Annotated in this window: 12 protein-coding genes; 7 read left to right on the top strand and 5 right to left on the bottom strand. The window is 71.4% G+C overall.

The features are described 5' to 3' along the window. Positions 1-154: 154 nt before the first annotated feature. Together K8638_RS24870 and K8638_RS24865 are read left to right on the top strand one after the other, a co-directional pair. The gene (locus K8638_RS24870; protein WP_223757103.1) at positions 155-1,069 is read left to right on the top strand and encodes an ABC transporter ATP-binding protein; all 915 of its coding nucleotides are present in this window, start codon (positions 155-157) and stop codon (positions 1,067-1,069) included. Then, positions 1,066-4,671 carry a M1 family aminopeptidase gene (locus tag K8638_RS24865; RefSeq protein WP_223757102.1) on the top strand — a complete coding sequence of 1,202 codons (3,606 nt, stop codon included), beginning with the start codon at positions 1,066-1,068 and terminating at the stop codon, positions 4,669-4,671. The genes K8638_RS24870 and K8638_RS24865 overlap by 4 nt, the downstream gene beginning before the upstream one ends. A 552-nt stretch (positions 4,672-5,223) precedes the next feature. Here the strand turns inward: K8638_RS24865 and K8638_RS24860 are convergent. Both K8638_RS24860 and K8638_RS24855 read right to left on the bottom strand, forming a co-directional pair. Further along, positions 5,224-6,507 (bottom strand): acyl-CoA desaturase, encoded by a 1,284-nt coding sequence (locus K8638_RS24860; RefSeq protein ID WP_223757101.1) that lies wholly within the window; start codon positions 6,505-6,507, stop codon positions 5,224-5,226. 203 nt (positions 6,508-6,710) lie between these two features. After that, the gene (locus tag K8638_RS24855) at positions 6,711-8,171 is read right to left on the bottom strand and encodes a DUF4397 domain-containing protein (RefSeq protein WP_223757100.1); all 1,461 of its coding nucleotides are present in this window, start codon (positions 8,169-8,171) and stop codon (positions 6,711-6,713) included. Positions 8,172-8,554: 383 nt separating this feature from the next. Between K8638_RS24855 and K8638_RS24850 the strand changes: the two genes are divergently transcribed. After that, positions 8,555-10,582 (top strand): alpha/beta fold hydrolase, encoded by a 2,028-nt coding sequence (locus K8638_RS24850; RefSeq protein ID WP_223757099.1) that lies wholly within the window; start codon positions 8,555-8,557, stop codon positions 10,580-10,582. A 157-nt stretch (positions 10,583-10,739) separates the two neighbouring features. Further along, the gene (locus K8638_RS24845) at positions 10,740-11,285 is read left to right on the top strand and encodes a hypothetical protein (protein ID WP_223757098.1); all 546 of its coding nucleotides are present in this window, start codon (positions 10,740-10,742) and stop codon (positions 11,283-11,285) included. Positions 11,286-11,306: 21 nt separating this feature from the next. On the opposite strand, the gene K8638_RS24840 is transcribed toward K8638_RS24845, so the two are convergent. Continuing rightward, positions 11,307-14,000 carry a GAF domain-containing protein gene (locus K8638_RS24840; protein ID WP_223757097.1) on the bottom strand — a complete coding sequence of 898 codons (2,694 nt, stop codon included), beginning with the start codon at positions 13,998-14,000 and terminating at the stop codon, positions 11,307-11,309. 277 nt (positions 14,001-14,277) lie between these two features. On the opposite strand from K8638_RS24840, the gene K8638_RS24835 reads away from it, so the two are divergent. Beyond that, on the top strand, positions 14,278-16,188 hold the full coding sequence (locus tag K8638_RS24835) for a potassium transporter Kup (protein ID WP_223757096.1): 1,911 nt from the start codon (positions 14,278-14,280) through the stop codon (positions 16,186-16,188). A 373-nt stretch (positions 16,189-16,561) separates the two neighbouring features. Then, entirely contained in the window at positions 16,562-17,584 is a 1,023-nt protein-coding gene (locus K8638_RS24830) for a hypothetical protein (protein WP_223757095.1), read from the top strand. A 27-nt stretch (positions 17,585-17,611) separates the two neighbouring features. Here the strand turns inward: K8638_RS24830 and K8638_RS24825 are convergent, their stop codons facing one another. Both K8638_RS24825 and K8638_RS24820 read right to left on the bottom strand, forming a co-directional pair. Further along, positions 17,612-18,193 carry a TIGR02265 family protein gene (locus K8638_RS24825; RefSeq protein ID WP_223757094.1) on the bottom strand — a complete coding sequence of 194 codons (582 nt, stop codon included), beginning with the start codon at positions 18,191-18,193 and terminating at the stop codon, positions 17,612-17,614. A 71-nt stretch (positions 18,194-18,264) separates the two neighbouring features. Next, positions 18,265-19,002, bottom strand: a complete 738-nt coding sequence (locus K8638_RS24820; protein WP_223757093.1) for a metallophosphoesterase — start codon at positions 19,000-19,002, stop codon at positions 18,265-18,267. 454 nt (positions 19,003-19,456) lie between these two features. On the opposite strand from K8638_RS24820, the gene K8638_RS24815 reads away from it, so the two are divergent. Then, positions 19,457-21,061 (top strand): N-acetylmuramoyl-L-alanine amidase, encoded by a 1,605-nt coding sequence (locus K8638_RS24815; RefSeq protein WP_223757092.1) that lies wholly within the window; start codon positions 19,457-19,459, stop codon positions 21,059-21,061. Positions 21,062-21,064: the final 3 nt, after the last annotated feature.

The following is a 21,064-nucleotide window of genomic DNA, read 5'->3' as shown; positions in this document are numbered from 1 at the left end:
GGCGCTGTTGAGCGCCCTCGGGCCTGGGCCCTGCCCATGTCCCCCGGAGTCTGGAACCCGGGTTTGACAGCCGGGGCGCGCCCCGCACCGTGCCGGGCTGTTCCGTGGCGCGCGGAAATGGAAATGACCGCATGGTCCCAGGCGTACATGGGCCATGCTCTCCCTCCGCAATCTGGTGAAGGTCTACCCGGGCCCCGTCTCCGCACTCCGGGGCGTGGACCTGGACGTGCCGCGCGGGATGTTCGGGCTGCTGGGCCCGAACGGCGCCGGCAAGTCCACGCTGATGAAGATTCTCTCGGGCCTGCTGGAGCCCACCTCCGGAGAGGTGACGCTGGACGGGGTGGACATCGTCCGCCATCCGGAGGCGCTGCGGCCGCACCTGGGCTACCTGCCGCAGGAGTTCGGCTTCTACCCGTACCTCACGGGCGAGGCCATGCTGCTGTACCTGCTGGAACTCAAGGGCGTCACCGCGCCGCAGGGCTTGAAGAAGCTGTGCGCGGAGCTGCTGGAGCGCGTCAACCTCACCTTCGCGGCGAAGCGGAAGGTGAAGGAGTACTCGGGTGGCATGCGGCAGCGGCTCGGCATTGCCCAGGCGCTGGCGGGCAACCCGAAGCTCATCATCGTGGACGAGCCCACCGCGGGCCTGGACCCGGAGGAGCGGCTGCGCTTCTACCGGCTGCTGGCGGAGGTGGCCCACGAGCGCACGGTGCTGCTGTCCACGCACATCGTCGAGGACGTGGCCATGCTGTGCCCGCGCTTCGCCGTCATCCGCCAGGGCCGCGTGGTGGCGATTACGTCCCCCACCGAGGCGAAGGCCGCCATCCAGGGCACCATCTTCGAGGGCACCGCGTCCGCCGCCGAGCTGTCCGAGCTGCAGCGCACCCGCCGCGTCACCCAGGCCGTGCTCTTCGAGGGCCGCAACCGCGTGCGTATTCACGAGCCGGGCGGCGCCGTGCCCCCGGGCTTCGAGCGCGTGACGCCCACGCTGGAGGACGCCTACCTCCTGCTGATGAAGGACACGCGCGAGCCCGCCGAGGCCGTGGCACCGGTCCGTGAGGTGGCGCGATGAACGCGCAACGGCTGGGCACGGTGGTGCGCGCGGAGATGGCGCACCAGGTGCGCCGCCCGCTCTTCGTCATCCTGCTGGTCATCACCTTCCTGGTGGTGTGGGGCCTGTCGTCCGGCAACGTCACCATCGAGTCCGGGGCCAGCCAGGTGGGCGGGCAGAAGGCGTGGGTGACGAGCGAGTTCGCCGTCTCCCAGACACTCATCTTCCTCACCTTCCTCCTCTACACCTTCTTCATCTCCGTGGGCGCCGGCATGGGCGTCATCGCGGACGACGAGGCGCGCATCGGCCCCATCCTCCACACCACGCCGCTGACGCCGCGCGAGTACGTGTGGGGCAAGTTCCTCGCGGTGCTGGGCACCTACGCGCTGGCGCTGGGGGCGCTGGTGCTCTTCCTGGTGTTCTTCCACCACGGGGTGCCCGCCGGGGAGAACGCGGAGTACCGGGGCCCGCTGTCGCTGCTCAACTACCTGCGCCCGGCGCTCTTCTTCGGCGTGCCGCTGCTGGTGTTCACCGCGGGCGCCGCGTTCGCGGTGGGCGAGCTGACGCGGAGGCCGGTGCTCGTCTACTTCCTGCCGGTGGTGATGCTGTTCATCTGCGCCTTCTTCCTCTGGGAATGGTCGCCCGGATGGCTGGACGCGCGGGTGAACCGGTTCCTCATGGCGGTGGACCCGTCGGGCTTCCGCTGGCTGAGCGAGACCTGGGTGAAGGTGGACCGGGGCGTGGAGTTCTACAACACGGGCCGCGTGCGGCTGGACGCGCTCTTCGTCCTCAGCCGGCTGGGCTTCATCGCGTTGGGCCTGGGCGGCGTGGCGTGGAGCGTGCGCCACGTGGCGCGGGGGCTGCGGGGCGCGCCGGTGCGGGCCGCGAAGGGGAAGACGCTGGCGGACGCGCCGCCCGCTACGCCGCTGGGCGTGGTGCGAGATGAGGTGCCCCTGGCCTCGCTGAACATGGGCGTGCGCGCACCGGGGCTGCTGTCCGGCCTGGGGCACGTGGCGCGCGTGGAGCTGCGGGGCCTGCTGTCGCAGCCGGGGCTCTACCTCTTCGTGCCCATCATCCTCCTGCAGATGGTGGTGCAGTCGCTCAACCTGCTGGGCCCGTTCGACACGCCGATGCTCGTCTCCCCGGGCCACTTCGCGGTGCGCGTCATGGGGCAGGCGTCCGTGTTGGTGTGCCTGCTGCTGATGTTCTACACGGTGGAGTCGCTGGAGCGGGAGCGCGCCGCCGGCTTCGCGCCCATCCATGACGCCACGCCGGTGCGCACGCTGTCGGTGCTGCTGGGCAAGGCGCTCGCCAACAGCGTCGTGGGCGTGGCCATGCTCGTGGCGGCGGGGCTGGCGGGGACGCTGGTGCAGCTCGCGCAGGGGCAGGTGCCGGTGGCGCTGGGGCCCTTCCTCGCCGTCTGGGGCCTGCTGCTGGTGCCGACGTTCATCCTGTGGACGTGCTTCGTGCTGGCGGCGCGCGCGGTGGCCGGTGGGCGCTTCGGCGCGTACGGACTGGCGCTGGCGGCGCTGTGCCTCACCGGCTTCGCGGCGGTGCGCGGCGAGCTGAGCTGGGCGACGAACTGGCCGCTGTGGGGCTCGGTGCGGTGGTCGGACCTGGGGGCCTTCGAGCTGGACAGGACGGCGCTCGTGCTCAACCGGCTGGGCGCGCTGGGGCTGGCGGCCTTCTTCGCCGCGCTCGCGGTGCGGCTGGATGGGCGGCGGGCGGCGGACTCGGTGAGCACGCTGGAGCGGCTGAAGCCGGGTGGGCTGCTGCGCGGCGCGTGGAGGCTGTCGCCGTGGGCGGTGGTGCCGGCGGTGGCGCTCATCGGCGCGGCGGTGCAGGTGGGGCAGGGCTGGCAGGGCGACGCGGCGAAGAAGCGCGCCAAGGAGTACTGGCAGAAGAACCTGGCCACGTGGAAGGACGCGCCGCGGCCCGCGATTCAGGACGTGGACCTGGACGTGGACCTGGAACCCGAGGGCGGGGCGTTCCGCACGCGCGGCACGTACACGCTGGTGAACCGGCACGAGAAGCCGCTGGAGTCCTTCGCCCTCACCGGCGGGGACCACTGGGAGGACGTGCGCTGGACGGTGGACGGGAAGGAGGCCGCGCCGGAGGACCGCTCCAGGTTGTATGTCTTCAAGACGCCCCTGCCGCCGGGCGCGGTGGTGCGCGTGGGCTTCGACTTCCACGGCCGCTTCCCTCGCGGCGCCACGAAGGACGGCGGCGAGGTGGAGGAGTTCATCCTCCCGTCTGGCGTGGTGCTGACGTCCTTCAATCCCTCCTTCGCGCCGGTGATTGGCTACCGGGAGGACATCGGCATCGACGAGAAGGAGAACAAGTACGAGCCGCGCGTGTACTCGGACCACTACTACGAGGGGCCGACGGAGCCCGCATGGGGCACGGGGACTCCCTTCACCACGCGCATCCGGGTGACGGGCCCGGCGGAGTACACGCTCAACTCGGTGGGCGTGCTGGAGCGTGACGAGGTGAAGGACGGCCGCCGCGAGAGCGTGTGGAAGAGCGACCACCCGGTGAGCATGTTCAACATCGTCGCGGGACGCTGGGCGGTGCGGCGCGGTGCCGGAACGGCCGTCTTCCACCACCCCGCGCACGGCTACAACGTGGCGCAGATGCAGCGCGGGCTGGAAGCGGCGCGCCGGTACTACTCGGAGTGGTTCCACCCCTACCCGTGGAAGGAATTGAAGCTGTCCGAGTTCCCCGGCCTGGACACGTACGCGCAGGGCTTCGCCACCAACATCACCTTCTCGGAGAGCATCGGCTTCCTGACGAAGAGCACGCCGAAGGCCAACGCGGTGCTGCTGATTACCGCGCACGAGGCGGCGCACCAGTGGTGGGGCAACCTGCTCATCCCCGGCGAGGGGCCCGGCGGCGAGGTGCTGTCGGAGGGCACGTCGCACTACTCGGCGCTGAAGCTGATTGAGCAGCTCGAGGGGCCGGCGGTGCGGATGGAAATCGCGAAGCGGCTGGAGGAGCGCTACGCGAAGAACCGGCGCGTGGACGCGGAGCAGCCGCTGGTGAAGCTGGACAACACGCGCGAGGGGGACAACACCGTCCTCTACGACAAGGGCGGCTGGGTGTTCTGGATGCTGGAGGACCTGATGGGCCGCGAGGCGATGCACGCGGGCCTCCAGGCCTTCCTGCGCCGGTACATGAACGACGCCGACCACCCGGTGCCGCAGGACTTCACCGCGGCGCTGCGGCCCTTCGCTCCGGACGCTGCGGCCTACGACGCCTTCGTGCGGCAGTGGTTCCACGAGGTGCACGTGCCGGAGTACCGCCTGTCCGGCGCGAGCGTGAAGCAGGAGGGCGGGCAGTGGGTGGCCACGGTGATGGTGGAGAACGCGGGCAGCGGGCGCATGCCGGTGGAGGTGGCGGCGGTGAAGGGCGAGCGCTTCCCGGAGCGGACGGAGGAGGAGGCCGCGAAGGGGCCTGCCACGCAGTCACCGGACTACCGGGAGGCGAGGACGCGGGTGGTGCTCGGGGCGGGGGAGAAGGCGGAGGTGACGGTGCGCGCGGACTTCCCGCCCGAGCGGTGGGTGGTGGACCCCGACGTGCGCGTGCTCCAGCTCCGCCGGGAGGCCGCCGTGCTGACGCTGTGAGGCCCCGGGCTTCGCTCCCGCGCGTGTCCTGGTGCCCGGTGTCAGGCTGTCACATGGCCACCCGGCTCGGATGACAGGGTGACGTGGAAGGGGCACCGCGCGTGCTTCGTGCTCCTCGGGTGAGCCGTTGTGCATGCGGGTTGCAAAGGGGGGCGTGCACATCCGGACCGCCGGGTCCATTCGCCCATGAGGGGGCTCTCACCGATGAAGCACATCTCCACGCTGTTGATGACCGTTCTGCTTTCCGCGTCCGCGGGCGCCGACGATGCGGGTACCACACCGGCGGCTCCCGAGGCGCGCCGCACCGTCCTGGGAATCCTCATCAACCCGAGCCAGCTCGGCGTGCTGGCGCTGCAAGGCGAGCGGGTGGTGAGTCCGCGCGTGATGGTGGGAGTGGGGGTGAGGGCGGGCGTCGTCCGCGCGGGAGGCCGCTCCGAGTACCCCAACAGGCTGGACTCCGAAGCGGAGAGCGACAGCTCCGCGTACGTGGTGGGCGCCGGGCCGCAGGCCCGCTTCTTCCTGACAGGCACCGCGCCGGAGGGGCTGTGGCTGTCACCGCAGCTCGAATTCACCCGGAGGTGGGAGCGCTTCGACAATCGTGGCGGTCCCCAGTCGCCGTGGTCCATCGAGTCGGAATCGCGCGGCTGGAGTGTCGGAGGCACCGCGCTCATCGGGTACAGCACCGTCGTGGGAAAGGGGCTCGCGGTCCAGCTCGGCGCGGGAGTCGAGACGCGGTACCAGAGCATTCGGTCGTCCACCCACTACACGCCGCCGCCCGAGGCGGGTCTGTCCGGGAGCGAGTCGTCGAGCCGGAACCGCTCCTGGTACGTGAATGAGCGTGTCGCCCTGTCCCTGGGCTGGGCCTTCTGAGCGGCACGCTCGGGTGGGCGCCGTCACACCGGCAGGCAGCGCGGGCCACCGTGGCGCCGGTCTCCGTGACGGCGCTCGGGGGGGCTGGCGGCCGCTCCGCGCGCGGGCCCCCGGGCGCAGCGGCAGGTCCGCGATGGCCTTCACGTCAAACACGAGTCCCAGCGCGGCCAGCGCGCGCACCGCCCACCAGCCCGGGTCCGGCTGCCGCCAGCCCTGCCCCATCTGCGCCGAGCCCGGGTACGCATGGTGGTTGTTGTGCCACGACTCGCCCATGCTCACGAGCGCCAGCCAGCCCGCGTTGCGTCCCTGCTCCGCGCAGCCGGGCAGCTCATAGGGCTGCTCGCCCTCCACGTGGCTCACGTAGTGGACGCTCCAGAAGCCGTCCTGCGTGAGCGCCAGCCGCACCAGCACGCCCCACGCCACCCAGGCGGCGCCGCCCATCGCGTACAGCGCGGCGGCGAGCGGCACCTGGAGCCACAGCCCCGCGCGCTCCAGGAAGCGGAAGAACGGGTCCTCCAGCACGCGTGGCTCCACGGGCGGGTACACGGCCGCGTCGCGCGGGTGCCACGTGTGGAAGAGGGCGTACGCCATGCTGCACGCGAAGCCGTCGCGGTAGCCGAAGTACGGCGGGCAGTCGGGCTCGGGCTGGTTCTGGTGGAAGTCGCGCAGGTGGTGCATGCGGCTCATGCCGATGATGCCGCCCAGCCCGGCCAGCGCGCCCACCAGCGCCAGCGTGCGCTCCACCGCGAGCGGAGCGCGGAAGGCGCGGTGGATGAGCCCGCGGTGCATGCCCACCGACACGCCCAGGCACATCGTCACCGCCGTCAGCACGGCGAACACCGCCACCGCGCTCCACGAGAAGCACAGCGCTCCGCCCACCAGTGAGCCCGCGTGCAGCAGGCTCCAGCGGAGCACCTTGCTCCCGTCCAGCTTCGCCTCGCCCCACCGCGTGCCGCGTCCGTCCATGGCCTGCTCCCCTTTCGGAGGGAGGCCATCGCAAGCGCCCTGCCAGCCAGGCACGGGCCTGATTCCGGGCGCTTGCGAGGACGCGCGGGCCGAAGTGTCAACGCCGTTCACACCGCGCTGCTCACGGCGTGGACGGGAGCGCCCCGAGGGACCGGTCGACTCCGGCCCATCGGGGCGGCTCTCAGGGCGTGCCGTGCCCGGAGCTACTCCTCCGGCTGCACCGCGCGGGCCTCCCACGGCGTCTCGGAGGTGTCCACCATGAGGAGCTGGAAGCCGGGCTGGTTGCCGAGGGGCGTCAGCGCGCCGGCGGCCACCGCGAAGACGCCCTTGCCCACGAAGGGCGCCGAATCCAGTTGGAATCGGGCAATGGGCGCGCGGTCCGACGCTGCGGCCGGCGCAACGCCCAGCTCCACCGTGGCGGCCGGCAGCGGCAGACCCTCGGCCGGTGTGGCCTCGGAGAAGTTCAGGTCGTTGACGGGCGCATCGGCTGGCACGGTGCCGTCAGCTCCCACCGGAGCGATGTCCACCGCCGGAGCACCCGCGGACGCGTGCACCACCCGCACCCGCGCGGAGTTGGGGTCCTCGGAGAAGGCTTCCGCGTAGGGCAGCAGCGTGAAGCTCCGCGGGCCGCCCTGCGTCGTGAGGTAGCCGGAGGCCACCACGAGGTAGCGCTCGCCCGCGACCAGCTCCGGCGTGCCGCTGCTGGCGGCGGGAGCGTCCGGCGGGCGGGTGCCTCCGGGCGCGGTGGCGAAGAAGTCCAGCGTGTACGTCCCCGGCGGCACCTGGATGGGCTTGGACAGGTCGCCGAAGGACAGCTCTCCGGCCAGCTCGGTGTCACCCGCGAAGATGTCCACCTCCGGCGCGTCCGGCGATGCGTGCAGCGCGTACACCACCGGGTTCTGCCGCACCTCGCCCAGGTCGCCTTCAGGACCCGCCGTCAGCAGCAGGAAGCCCTGCTCCTCGCGAGGCTTGCGCTCCAGCAGGCCGCTGGCCACCACGAACACCTCCACGCCCTCGGGCAGCGGCGGCACGGTGAAGGCCGTCACGCGCTCGTTGTTGGGGCCGGCGGTGATGCCCACCTGCGCGGCCGTGTCCGCCGGCAGCAGCACTCCCACCTCTCCCGTGTCCTCGAAGCGCTCCAGGTCCGCGACGTCCACGGAGCCGTCATTGCCCAGGTCGATGCCCACCGTGGGCGCGTCCGGCGAGGCATGGACGATGCGCACCCGCGCCTGTCCGGCCTGGTCCTCCCCGAAGTTCTCCGGCAGCACCAGCACGCGGAAGGACTCGGAGGCGCTGTCTCCATTCAGCAGGCCCGTGGCGATGGCTGTCGCCCGCAGGCCCGGCGTCAGCGTGAGCGTGCCGGTGGTGAAGACCGGGGCGGACTCGGCCGGCGCGCCCGCGGGCCGGATGTCCACCGCGACGTCGCCGGGCTCCAGGGTGAGGTACTCCGTGGTGTCGCCATACGCCACGTCGGTGAGCAGCGGCGTGGTGCTGCCCGCCGCGTAGATGTCCACCGCCGGCGCGTCCGGCGAGGCATGGATGATGCGCAGCTTCGAGACCTCCTCGTCCGGGCGCTCCTCGATGGGCGGCGGCGTGGTGTCGTCGTCATCGTCGTCGTCGCAGCCGGGCGCGAGCACGGCGAGGCCAGCCAGGAGTACGGCCATCCAGGACTTCCATCGCGTCTGGGTCATCTACGGTCCCCCCTCGGGTGTGGGCCCTCCCACGTGGAGCGGGTGGGCTTGTTCTCGCGGAGGCTATGGAAGAGGGGCCGCTCCTGGAGGTGTCACCCGGGGGCCGCTTGCGTGACGGCCCGCGACGCTGTGCATGGGAACACCGTGCAATCGGGCGTGGCCCCGTGCGGCCAGGGCCCGAGTGTCTGCCGGTGAGCACACCGGGCTCCTGGGGAATCGGCGCACCCCGTGGCCCGGGTTCCGCATGTCTGGCGGGGGAACGATGCGGGAGCGCATCGCTCGCCAGGCCAGTGCCCCCGCCCCCCAGGGCCAGGGGTGTGTGCGCCCACGGGAGGCGCTGTTAGCGTGCACCCACCATGAACCTTGGAGCCCTTCCTCTCGTCGTGTCGCTGCTCACCGCGCAGGCGCCGTCTCCCGCGAAGCCGCCGGCGTCGCAGCAGCAGAAGGCGGTGCCCTCACAGGTGTCCGGCATCGCGCCGCTGCCCGGCCAGCCCAACGTCTGGGTGAGCAACGTGCCGCCGGTGCCGCCGGAGCTGCGCCAGCGGATGGACCAGTACCTGGAGGCCCGCTTCGCGTCGCTGGTGGACGTGAGCGCGGATGGCGGGCAGTTGCTCATCTCCACGCGCTTCGCGGACACCAACCAGCTCCACGTGGTGGAGTCGCCCATGGGTGCGCGAACGCAGCTCACCTTCACGGACGAGCCCATCAACCAGGCGCGCTTCCTGCCCGGCAATCCGCAGGTCATTTACTACCTGCAGGACAAGGGCGGCGGTGAGTTCTACCAGGTGTTCCAGCTCGACCGCCGCACGGGCCGCTCGGAGCTGCTGACGGACGGCAGGAGCCGCCACGAGGCGCTGCGCGTTTCACAGGACGGCCGCTGGCTGACGTACAGCGGAACGGGGCGCAACGGGAAGGACACGGACGTGTACGTGGCACCCACCAGCGACCCGCGTCAGGCCCGCCGCCTCACCGAGGCGGAGGGCACGTGGCTGCCCGTGGAGTTCTCACTGGACGGCTCGAAGCTGCTGGTGATGCAGACGCGCGCGGTGGATGACACCGACCTCCACGTGGTGGACCTGAAGTCGGGAGAGCGCCGGCAGCTCACGCCGAAGGAGGGCAAGGGCAGCGTCAATGCCGCCGTCTTCAGCCAGGACGGCCAGGCCGTGTACCTGGTGACGGACCGCTACTCGGACTTCAACGAGCTGTACCGGCTGGAGCTGGCGAAGGCGCCCTACACCGAGGCGCCTCCGTCGCTGACGAAGGCGGTGCGGTGGAACGTGGTGAGCCTGGCGATTTCGCCGGACGGCCGCCGGCTGGCGGTGGGCATCAACGAGGACGGCTATGTCCGCGTGTACCTGCTGGACACGCGCACGCAGGCGCTCTCGCCGCTGGACGTGCCGAAGGGCGTGGTGTCCACGCTGCGCTTCCCCTCGCGGCGCTCGGACGTGCTGGCCTTCGGCATGGGGGACGCACGCTCGCCCATGGACGCGTGGATGGTGGACCTGAAGAGCCGCAAGACGACGCGGTGGACGCGCTCCGAGGTGGGCGGCATCGACCCGTCCCTCTTCGTGGAGCCGGAGCTGGTGCGCTACCCGTCCACGGACGGCGTGCGGGTGCCGGCCTTCCTCTACAAGCCGAAGGCGTCCTCCGGGAAGGTGCCGGTGGTGGTCCTCTTCCACGGCGGTCCGGAGGCGCAGAGCCTGCCCGTCTTCAACAACTTCACGCAGTTCCTGGTGACGGAGATGGGCAGGGCGGTGCTGGTGCCCAACGTGCGCGGCTCGGACGGGTACGGCAAGACGTACCGGGCCATGGATGACGGCGTGAAGCGCGAGCAGAGCCTCGCGGACATCGGCGCGACGCTGGACTTCATCGCCTCGCGGAAGGACCTGGAGGCCTCGCGCGTGGGTGTCTTCGGCGGCTCGTACGGCGGCTACCTGACGCTGGCGTCGGCGGCGTACTACCCGGAGCGCATCAAGGCGGCGGTGGACGTGGTGGGCATCTCCTCGCTGGGCTCGTTCCTGCAGAACACGCAGGCGTACCGGAGGGACTTGCGGCGCATGGAGTACGGCGACGAGCGCGACGCGGAGGTGCGCAAGGTGCAGGAGCGCATCTCCCCGCTGAACTCGGTGGAGAAGATTCGCGCGGCGCTCTACGTGCAACAGGGGGCCAATGACCCGCGCGTGCCACAGTCGGAGGCGGAGCAGATTGTCCAGGCGGTGCGCAAGCGCGGCGCGGATGTCTGGTACATGCTGGCCACCGACGAGGGCCACGGCTTCCAGAAGAAGGACAACCGCGACTACGCGCAGATGACGGCGTTGATGTTCTTCGAGAAGCACCTGGGCACGCCGCGCGCGCGGGGCGGTGGGGCGCCGGGCTCGAAGTAGCGCGCATCGTCCTCGGGGGCGGGGCAGGCGGGCAGGCGCGGGATAGGTACCACGGGGAAAGTATTTCCCGGAGGTTGGGGCCGGGCGCGTGACGGGCCGGTATGGGGTGAGCAGACTGTCGTTTGACTCCCGGGATTCCGGGAGAGGAGGACTCCGTATGAAGCGCTTTCTGATGCCGCTGCGCCGGGGTGTGCTGGTGATGGGGGTGCTGCTGGGCGCGGGGGCCGCGGTGTCGGCGCCCCGGCAGGACGCCATCAACCTGCGGATTGCACGCCAGCAGTACAACCTGGTGATGACGCCCGAGTCGGTGACGGGGGCGGACTTCCAGATTTCGCGCTCGCCGGGGGAGCTGCGGGGGCAGACGTATCTGGGCACCTTCACGCTGGAGTTGAAGAACGGGCAGGTGAAGGGCGCGCTGGGCGGCGCCGTGGTGAACCTGAAGGTGTCGAAGGACGGGGACGCGATTGTCGCCAAGGGCGGCTTCGGCGGGCGTCCGGTGGACCTCAAGCTGAGCCCGAGCGAGCTGAAGGTCTACGTCCGCGACTGCACCTACCGGCTGAAGGCGGAGGAGCCGCACCGCTACTACACGGGCAGGCGGAGCTGCGACGTGGCGTCGACGCCGCCGGCCGAGGTGTGGCTGCCCGACGAGTTCCACGCCGCGAGCCCCGAGGAGCAGGCCGTCATCCTGCTCCTGGCGCTGTGAGTGACGGCCCCGGGGGGGGCCTCATCCCCCGGCCCGGGGCAGCTCCACGGTGAAGGTGGAGCCCACGCCGGGCTCGCTGTGCACGGCGATGTGGCCGCCCATGGCCTCGACCATCTGCCGGGCAATCCACAGTCCCAGCCCGAAGCCGCCGTAGTTCCGCTCGGACACGGCGCGCTCGAAGCGGTGGAAGAGGCGCGGCAGGTGCTCCGCCGAGATGCCGATGCCTCTGTCGCGCACGTCCAGGCGCACCCGCCCCCTGGTGGCCGACAGCTCCACGTGCACCGGGTTGCCCCGCCCGTACTTCACCGCGTTGGACAGCAGGTTCGTCAGCACCTGGTCCAGCCGCAGCCGGTCCCACTGGCCGTGGGCATCCACCGTGAGCACCAGGTGCAGCGTCGTGCCGGTGCGCGCCAGCTCCGGCTCGAAGCGCTCGGCCACCTCGCGCACCAGGGCGCCCAAATCCAGCGGCTCGGGGTTCAGCTCCAGGCGTCCGGCGCTGATGCGTGACACGTCCAGCAGCGCGTCGACGAGCCGCGCCTGCCGCTTCACCTGGCGGCCCATCACCTCCAGTCCCCGGCGCAGGCGCTCCGGGGCCAGGGCCGCGGGCGCGCGGTCCAGGCTGCTTTGCAGGCTCTGCACCTGGAGCTGCAGCGCGGTGGTGGGCGTCCTCAGCTCATGGCTGGCGATGGAGAGGAACTCCTCGCGCAGGCGGATGGCCTGCCGCGCCTCGCGGTACAGCCGCGCGTTGTCGATGGCGAGCGCCGCCCGCCGCGCCAGCTCCTGCGCCAGCGCCAGGTCCTGCACGTCATACGGCCGCCGCGAGGTGACGAACGTCAGCGCCCCCAGCGTCTGCCCCCGCACCTCCAGCGGCACGCACAGCCCCGCGAGGACACGCTCCGCGCCTCCGGGCCCGTCCGGCGCCAGGCTCCCGCACAGCTCCGGCGCGCCCAACGCGATGACCCGCGACACCACCTCCGAGGAGGGGGCCAGCGGCGTCCCGGGCGGGTAGCGGAGTCCGTCCGCGAACGCGGTGGCCACGCAGCACACCGCGCCCGCCTCGTCCGAGAGGTACACGCCGCAGGCCTCCGCGTACGCGGGCACGGCCAGGTGCGCCACGCGCTCCAGCGTCTCCTCCTGCTCCAGGCTGGCGGCGAGCACCCCGCCGGCCTCCGCCAGGAAGCGCTGGGTGTCCTCGCCGCGCTTGCGCTCGGTGATGTCCACGAAGATGCCCAGGCACTGCGGGGCGCCGCTCGGGGTGCGCAGCAGCGCCGTCCACAGCGCCACCTGGATGAGGGAGCCGTCGCGCCGCCGCCGCTGCGTCTCCGCGCCCGACAGCAACTGGCCCCGCGCCGCGCCCTCGAGGTTTCGGCGGAACTCCTCCCGGTGCGATTCGGGCACCACGGGCAGCTCCTGGCCGAGCACCTCGTCCGCCGTCCATCCGAAGATGCGCTCCGCGGCGGGGTTCCACAGCCGCACCGTGCCGTCCATGTCCAGCAGCATGATGGCCGCGGGCGAGGCCTGGATGATGGCCGACAGCGTCTGGTGCGCCTCTCGCAGCGCCGCGCGCGCGCGCTGCTCCTGCTCCAGCAGGCGGGCCCGGGCCAGCGCCTGCGCGGCGTGGTGCGCCAGCAGCTCGAGGAAGGCGCGCTCGTCCCCGTCGAAGGCATGGGGCTCGGCGAAGGAGAACAGCAGCGCTCCCAGCGCGCGCCCGTCCACCGCCAGCGGCAGGCACACCGACGAGGGCGCCGGGTTGCCGCGCGCCCGCCGGCACCGCTCGGCCAGCTCCGGGAAGTGCGCGCCCAGCGCGTCCGGCGTCTCCAGCCACACCGGCTGCGCGCCGTGGATGGCCTCGGCGATGGGCGAGGGCTGCTCCAGCGGTACCGCGCCGAAGACGTCGGCCAGCATGCGCGAGTCCTCGCCCTCGCAGCGCAGCAGCCGCGCCTGGGCGTCTCCGGGCTCCACCAGCCAGAGCCCGCCGCTGCGCGCGCCCACCGCCTCCACGCCCTGGTCCACGACGACCTCCGCCATGCGCGCCGCGGTGAGCACCTGGGACAGCTCCGCCGTCACGCGCTGCAGCCGCGCCAGCCGGCCCGCGGCCACCTCCGCCGCCTGACGGGCCTGCCGCTCCGCCGCGTACGCGCGCGCCACGTCCAGCGCCAGCGCGGCGCGGTCCGCCAGCTCCTGGAGGAGCAGCTGCTCGCCCGCGTCGAAGGGCGCCGCCGCCGGCTCCCGCCACACGGTGAGCGTGCCCAGCCCCCGTCCCCGGGCCCGCAGCGGCAGCACCAGCGAGCCGGTGAGGGGCAGCCGCTCCAGCATTCCATGGTGCTGGGGCGGAAGCTGGCGGCGCAGCTCCTCCACCTCCAGGCGCGGCACCATCATGGCCACCCCCGTGCGCAGCACCTCGGCGGACGGGCCCTCGTCCGCGCGCAGCACGGGGGCGATGAGGTACTGGAACAGGGGCCGGGCCTCCGGCGTGGACGACGCCGAGGCCACCGTGCGCAGCCACCGCCCGTCCTCCGAGCGCAGCCTCAGCGCGCACGCCGAGCCCAGCAGGGGGACGACCAGCGCGCACAGCCGCTCCATGACGGCGGGAGGCTCCAGGCTGGCGTCGGCCAGCAGCCGGGAGGCCTCGGCCAGCAGCGCCAGCCGCTCTTCCACTTCCGGAGCCCGGGCCCCGTACTGCCATGACTCACCCAGCCTGGAGACCGCCGCCATGCGCATTCCCATCCTCGCCATGGCATGGGAGCACGGGGGGAGTGGGCCCGGGATGGTGCTACGGGGAATCCGCCCCCCGCTTCTCGGGTGGCCAACATCCCGGCCCCCGTGACTGTCCGCCCTGGACGCCTTCCTTGTACCCAGGCCCTCTACCGGGACAGTGGGTGCCTACCCGGCCGCACACGGGGTTACCCGGACGTTGGAAAACGGGGGGCGGGGTGTCTCGCGGGTTGCTCGGGGCACGGGTTCGGCTAAAGCGGGGGGCGTGAAAGCCACCATGACCGGAGTCCCGGGAGGCGATGAGGCCCGGGGGGCTCCGGACAGCTTCAAGCGGACGGCGGTGCTGGCCCTGGGGGCCCTGGGCATCGTCTATGGGGACATCGGAACGAGCCCGCTGTACGCGCTGCGCGAGTGCTTCCACGGCCCCCACAGCGTGTCGGCCACACCGGCCAACGTGCTGGGGGTGCTCTCGCTCATCTTCTGGTCTCTCATCATCGTCGTGTCGGTGAAGTACCTCATCTTCGTGATGAGGGCGGACAACCGGGGCGAGGGCGGCATCCTGGCGCTGATGGCGCTCGCCATGCAGCGGCCCCGGGGCCAGACGCACAGCGCGCGGCCGGTGCTGATGACGCTGGGCATCTTCGGGGCGGCGCTGCTGTATGGAGACGGGGTCATCACCCCCGCGATTACGGTGCTCAGCGCGGTGGAGGGCCTGAGTGTGGCCACCCCCGTCTTCGAGCCCTACATCATCCCCATCACCCTGGTCATCATCCTGGGGCTGTTCCTGGTGCAGCGGCACGGCACGGCGGGCATCGGCGCGGTGTTCGGGCCCTTCATGAGCCTGTGGTTCGTGGCGCTGGCGGTGCTGGGTGTGAAGGAGCTGGTGCACAATCCGGCGGTGCTGTGGTCGCTGTCGCCGGTGCATGGCGCGGAGTTCTTCGCACGCAACGGTGGGCACGGCTTCCTGGTGCTGGGCTCGGTGTTCCTGGTGGTGACGGGGGGCGAGGCGCTCTACGCGGACATGGGCCACTTCGGATGGAAGCCCATCAAGCGGGCCTGGTTCTTCCTGGTGCTGCCCGCGCTGATGCTCAACTACCTGGGGCAGGGGGCGCTGCTGCTGCGGGACGCGAGCGCCGCGCGCAATCCCTTCTACCTGCTGGCGCCTGAGTGGGCGCTCTATCCCATGGTGGTGCTGGCCACGGGGGCGGGCATCATCGCCTCCCAGGCGCTCATCTCCGGGGCGTTCTCGATTACGCGCCAGGCCATGCAGCTGGGCTACAGCCCGCGCATGGAGGTGGTGCACACGTCGGCGGAGGAGATGGGGCAGATATACCTGCCGGGGCTCAACTGGGTGCTGATGCTGGGCGTGGTGGCGCTGGTGCTGGGCTTCCGCTCCTCCAGCGGGTTGGCGGCGGCGTACGGCATCGCGGTGACGACGACGATGGCCATCACCACCCTGCTGGCCTACGTGGTGGCGCGCGAGCGGTGGGGCGTGGGGCGGGCGCTGGCGCTGCCCGTGGCGGGGGTGTTCCTGCTGGTGGACCTGTCCTTCTTTGGCGCCAACGCGGTGAAGATTGCCGACGGTGGCTGGTTCCCGCTGCTGCTGGCCATCGCCATCTTCACGCTGATGACGACGTGGAAGCGGGGGCGTGAAATCCTGGCGGGCAAGCTGCGCGCGGCGAGCATTCCGCTGAAGGAGCTCGTGGAGAGCTTCGGAGGCCACCCGCCGGTGCGGGTGCCGGGCACGGCCGTCTTCATGACGGGCAACGCGGAGGGCACGCCGCCGGCGCTGCTGCACAACCTGAAGCACAACAAGGTGCTTCATGAGCAGGTGGTGCTGCTGACGATTATCTCGGAAGAGGTGCCGCACGTGCCGGGCGAGGAGCGGGTGGAGGTGGAGCCGCTGGAGCAGGGCTTCGTGCGGGTGGTGGCGCGCTACGGCTTCATGGAGAACCCGAGCATTCCGGACGTGCTGAAGCGCTGCCGGGAGAAGGGGCTCCAGTTCCAGCTCATGGGGACGAGCTTCTTCCTGGGGCGGGAGACGCTGATTCCGACGAAGCGCCCCGGCATGGCGGTGTGGCGCGAGGCGCTGTTCGCCTGGATGAGCCGGAACGCGCGCAGCGCCACGGCGTACTTCCGCATTCCGCCCAACCGCGTGGTGGAGCTGGGCAGCCAGGTGGAGCTGTAAGGGCTGTTGAGCGGTGGCCGGGCCGACCCGGGGCGTCCGAAAAGGGACTTCACGGCCCCTTTTCCGGGGTGCTCCTAAATACCCGGATTCACTCACGAACATTTCGCTGCCTCTGGGTGAGGGGTACCCCAGACACTGCTTGACTCCGCGCGTCGGGCGGGGTTCATGTGCCGTCCGTCGGCCGTCCGAGCGCAAGAATCCGCGCTGAAATTGCGTCCACGGAAGAAAATTACCGGCCGAAGCAACAAATCGGGCTGTCCAACCGAGAATTTTGCATCGGTACAGAAAAAGTCCTGTACCAGCAGAAGCCTGCTCGGTTACAAGGCGTGCAGGTGTCCCCCGGCACCCTGTGTCCAGAAAGAGGTCAGCCCCCATGTTCGATTCCGCTCCCCTCGCCGCTGCCCCTTCGATGATCGCCTCCGTCCCTGGAGCCTCCTGGACCCAGTCGCAGGAGCCCCTGCGCGCGCTGAGCGACCTCGCGCCGCACACGGTGCTGAGCGCGCAGGAGCTGTACCCGCGCATCTGCGTGAGGGACCCGTACTTCGCGCTGAAGGACGTGACGGTGATGGGGCAGGGTGAGGTGGTGGCGCGGATTCCGGTGCAGCAGGACCCGGACGCGGAAGCCGGCCCCATCAGCATCGCGGAGTCGGGGCGTCACCTGGCCATCCTCGGCTCGTGCGCGTCCGCGCTGGTGACGCCGAAGGACGGGCAGCACTTCTACCTGGCGTGCGGCGCGCGCGGGCAGTGGCTGAGCAAGCAGCCGATGGCCCGCTCCACGGAGCTGATGTGGGGCCTGGCCCAGGCCGAGTTCACCGGCAAGCGCACCGCCACCGCGCGCACGCTGCTGTCGCTGGAGGACGGCACGCCGGTGTTCCGCCTGGAGGTGGACTACAACGTGCTGTCCGCCGCCGCCTTCACCCGCCTGTTCGGCGAGGCGCGCATGGACATGCGCCGCGAGCCGCGCCGTGACGACGGCATCCAGCGCACCCCCGAGGAGTGGGCGAAGCTGCGGCAGAACCCGTACAGCAAGCCGCTGGCCCTGCGCGACTGGCGCCCGGACGGCGAGTCCCTCAACGCCACGCTGGGCCCGGTGACGCCCGACATGTGCAAGGGCCACTTCGCCCTGCACCCGGTGATGCCGGTGGCCATCGTCGCCAGCGGGATGACGCGCGTGGCCACCACGCTGCTGCGCCGGCTGGAGGGGGCGCCCTGGGCGCGCTGCCTCGCGAAGGACGTGCGCCTGTCCGCGGACAGCCTCGCCTTCGCCGGCCAGACGGTGACGTTCGGCGCGCACCGCCGCGAGGTCAACGGCGCCGACCACACCTTCACCTGCCAGGCGTCCGTGGGCGAGCGCGTGGTGGCGAGCCTCGACGTCACCTTCACCCGAGTGGACTGAAGTAGCGCGGCCCCGCGAGCGCGGCCCCTACTCCCACTGGATGTCGTAGTCCACGCGGTCCACGTCCAACGCGTGAGCCTTCGCCGTACCCTTCAATCCCAGCACCTTCAGCGCGCCGGTCAGGATGCCCTCGTGGTACGCGGGTGGCAGCATGTCCCTTCGCACGCGCAGCGTGCCCGACGTCGGGCCCGTGGAGAGGTACTCCCGGCTGCCGTACGTGACGGCCGCGCTGTAGCCCATCTGCGCCCCCGCGAAGAGCTTCTGCGGGTCGCCCCGGGAGATGATGCCGAAGATGAGCATTCCGGGGCCGGTGGCGTAGCGAGTCACCCCCGTCTCGCCGCACGCGTGGAACACGGCGTTCTCCGGCCCCACCGTGTCCTCGAGCACGTCCGCCGCGCGGTAGAGCAGCGTCAGGAAGTCCTGCACCGGGTACGTGCGCAGGTCCGAGTAGTCCGCCGCCAGCGCGCCCTCGCGCACCCCTTCCAGCGCGGCGAGGCCCGCGTGCTGCTGGACGAGGCTGAAGACCGTCTTGAAGAACAGGCCTCGCACCAGGTCGCCCGGCTGGGCGGCGGCGATGCGGACGGCGAGCTCGGCCTTGTTGGACGGCATGACTCCACTCCTGCTCCCCGCCCGCGGCCCCACAGGGGGAGGGGCGGGAGCTTAGCTGGACTGCCTCACCCTCACACCTCGTCGAGCAGCACCGGCGCGAAGTGCGCCGCGTCACACGAGGCCAGCACGTAGCGCACCCCGGCGCGCTCCCCCGTGAAGCCCGCGGAGATGCCCTCCGCGTGCAGGTGCCCATACACACACACCTTCGGGTGGAAGGCTTCAATGGGCTCACTGAAGGCGGTGGGCTTCTGGTTGGCGTACACCGGCGGGAAGTGCACCGCCACCACGCGCACCAGCGGCGTGGGGCTGGCCGCCTCCTTCTTCTTCGCGTCCTCGAAGGAGGCCGCCAGCCGGCGCGTCTCGCGCTCCACGTAGCCCAGGTCGATGGGCTCGTCGCCCATCTCTCCGCCGGGCATGGGCGGGGCCTCGGGCGCCGTCCACAGCCGGCTGCCGGCAATCACCCACGGGCCCATGACGACGGCGCTGTTCTGGAGGAAGCCCTCCAGCGTGCGGTACGGCTCCAGCAGCTTGCGCAGCTTGGAGGCGGAGTCGCCCCACCAGTAGTCATGGTTGCCGCGCACCAGCACCTTGCGGCCCGGGCGCGCGTCCAGCCACGCCAAATCCTCCAGCACCTCGTGCGGCCGCGTGCCCCAGGAGATGTCGCCCGCGACGATGACCACGTCCTCCGGGCGCACCCGCTCGTCCCAGGCCCGCTGCAAGGGGAGCGGATGGTCCGTCCATCCGAAGCGGTGCATGTCCTTCTGCCGCGTGGAGGGCAGGTGCGTGTCGCCAATGCCGAAGAGCCGCATGTCCCTCCTCATAGCGGAAGCCCTCGTCCCTGTCGGCAACGCCACGTCAGCTGAAGGTCTTCCCGGCGCGCGCCCGGGAGGGGCAACCCGCACCCGCTCGTCCGGCTCCACGCCAGAAAGGGCGGGGCAGGGAGGGAAGGTAAACTCTTCTTACATCAAGACTGTCTCGAATTACGACAGTGCGACACGCCTGGGCCAATGCGACGCGGCAGGTAGGGGCCAGAGGGGGGCCATGTCTCGCGATTTCAAGTGTTTGCGGCGCTGCCCCAGGCTGTCCGGCAGCGGATTTCTTGACACCCGGGTGGTGCATGCATGCTCCACCTGGAGTCCGGGAAGGAGGTTCTCTCGGGGAGCACGAGGCTGGCACGGATGATGCTGACGGCCCGCCCCTGCGCCGCTCCCGGAAGGTGGGGGCGGACCGTGGAGCTGCTGACCCCCCTTGAAGGAGTTCCCAGTGTTCCTCTTCCGTAAGACGCTCGCGGCGACCGCCGCCGCCATGGCCCTGGCATCCTGCGGCCCCCAGCCGGAGGCTCCGGCGCCCGAGGCGCCCCCGGCCGCGGAGACCCCGTCCACCGAGACACAGCAGGACGCCTCCCGTCGCACGCCGTATGAGCTGGACGCGGTGTTCGCCGACGCCGCCGCGGAGTTCGACGTCCCGGTGAGCCTGCTCAAGGCCATCTCCTACGCGGAGACGCGCTGGGAGCACGTCCAGGGCGAGCAGGAGTTCGAGGGCCGTCCCGCGGCGTTCGGCGTCATGGGCCTGCGCGGGCAGCTCCTCGACGACGGCGCCGCGCTCGCGGGCGTGTCCGCGGAGGCCGTGCGCGCCGACCCGGCCGCCAACATCCGCGCGGGCGCCGCGCTGCTGTCGAAGTTCGCCGCCGAGGCGGGCATCGACCGCGCGGACCTGGGCGCGTGGGCCCCGGTGGCCGTCCGCCTGACGGACATCACCGACCCCGACATCCAGGCGCACTACATCCACGAGGACGTGTACGCCGCCCTCGTCGAGGGTGCCACCGCCTTCACCCCCGAGGGCAAGGTCGCCGTCTCGCTGGAGCCCTCCGCCGTCGAGGCGAAGTTCGCGCTGCCGAAGCTGCGCGCCTTCGCGGCCGGCCCGGACTACGCCGCCTCCATCTGGCGGCCGTCGCCCAACTACAACTCGCGTCCGGCCGGCACGGACGTGTCCATGATTGTCATCCACACCTGTGAGGGTGGCTACTCGGGCTGCTGGGGCTGGCTGACCAACTCCGCCGCGGGCGTCAGCGCGCACTACGTCGTCAACGAGGGCGGCACGGAGATTTCGCAGCTCGTGCGCGAGGCAGACCGCGCCTGGCACGTGGGCGCCAGCTACGACTGCAACCTCAACGGCGGCGTGATGTGCGGCCTGCAGGGCGTGTCGGTGAACCACTTCTCCGTGGGCATCGAGCACGGCGGCTACGCCAGCCAGTCCTCGTTCCCCGCCGGCCAGATTGACGCCTCGGCGAAGCTGTCCTGCGACATCACCCAGGGCCAGGGCATCGTCCGCGACAGCTACCACATCGTCGCGCACGGCCGCCTGCAGCCGGCCACCCGCACGGACCCGGGTGCGAACTGGCCGTGGTCCACGTACATCAGCAAGATCAAGAGCTACTGCGGTGACGCCACGTCGACGTCCATCGTCGTCGACAGCAACAACGCCAACAACAACTCGGCCAACGCCCGCTTCTCCACGGTGGGCACCTGGACGGACGGCTACAGCGCCGGCTACTACGGCAGCGGCTACTACTACGCCGCCACCGAGGCCGTCTCCGCGCCGGCCGTCTTCGAGTTCTACCTGCCGGCGGCGGCCACGAAGACCATCGACGCCTGGTGGGTGGCGGGCACCAACCGCTCCGCGACGGCGCCCTTCATCGTCACCACCTCGTCGGGCAACGTGACGGTGAGCGTGAACCAGCAGCTCAACGGCAGCAAGTGGAACACGCTGGGCACCTGGAGCTTCCCGGCCGGCTGGAACAAGGTGCAGCTCAGCCGCTGGACCACCGCCGGCTACGTGGTCATGGCGGACGCCATCCGGGTCCGCTGAGAT

This window comes from Myxococcus sp. RHSTA-1-4, assembly GCF_020037125.1.
In the GTDB taxonomy this organism is placed as follows: domain Bacteria; phylum Myxococcota; class Myxococcia; order Myxococcales; family Myxococcaceae; genus Myxococcus.
This window is presented reverse-complemented; position numbering and strand designations above follow the sequence as displayed.

What these genes read in the sequence shown, in the direction of transcription:
- K8638_RS24870 (WP_223757103.1), top strand. Translation starts at nt 155, where the DNA reads ATGCTCTCCCTCCGCAATCTGGTGAAGGTCTACCCGGGCCCCGTCTCC.
- K8638_RS24865 (WP_223757102.1), top strand. Translation starts at nt 1,066, where the DNA reads ATGAACGCGCAACGGCTGGGCACGGTGGTGCGCGCGGAGATGGCGCAC.
- K8638_RS24860 (WP_223757101.1), bottom strand. Translation starts at nt 6,507, where the DNA reads ATGGACGGACGCGGCACGCGGTGGGGCGAGGCGAAGCTGGACGGGAGC.
- K8638_RS24855 (WP_223757100.1), bottom strand. Translation starts at nt 8,171, where the DNA reads ATGGCCGTACTCCTGGCTGGCCTCGCCGTGCTCGCGCCCGGCTGCGAC.
- K8638_RS24850 (WP_223757099.1), top strand. Translation starts at nt 8,555, where the DNA reads ATGAACCTTGGAGCCCTTCCTCTCGTCGTGTCGCTGCTCACCGCGCAG.
- K8638_RS24845 (WP_223757098.1), top strand. Translation starts at nt 10,740, where the DNA reads ATGAAGCGCTTTCTGATGCCGCTGCGCCGGGGTGTGCTGGTGATGGGG.
- K8638_RS24840 (WP_223757097.1), bottom strand. Translation starts at nt 14,000, where the DNA reads ATGGCGGCGGTCTCCAGGCTGGGTGAGTCATGGCAGTACGGGGCCCGG.
- K8638_RS24835 (WP_223757096.1), top strand. Translation starts at nt 14,278, where the DNA reads ATGACCGGAGTCCCGGGAGGCGATGAGGCCCGGGGGGCTCCGGACAGC.
- K8638_RS24830 (WP_223757095.1), top strand. Translation starts at nt 16,562, where the DNA reads ATGTTCGATTCCGCTCCCCTCGCCGCTGCCCCTTCGATGATCGCCTCC.
- K8638_RS24825 (WP_223757094.1), bottom strand. Translation starts at nt 18,193, where the DNA reads ATGCCGTCCAACAAGGCCGAGCTCGCCGTCCGCATCGCCGCCGCCCAG.
- K8638_RS24820 (WP_223757093.1), bottom strand. Translation starts at nt 19,002, where the DNA reads ATGCGGCTCTTCGGCATTGGCGACACGCACCTGCCCTCCACGCGGCAG.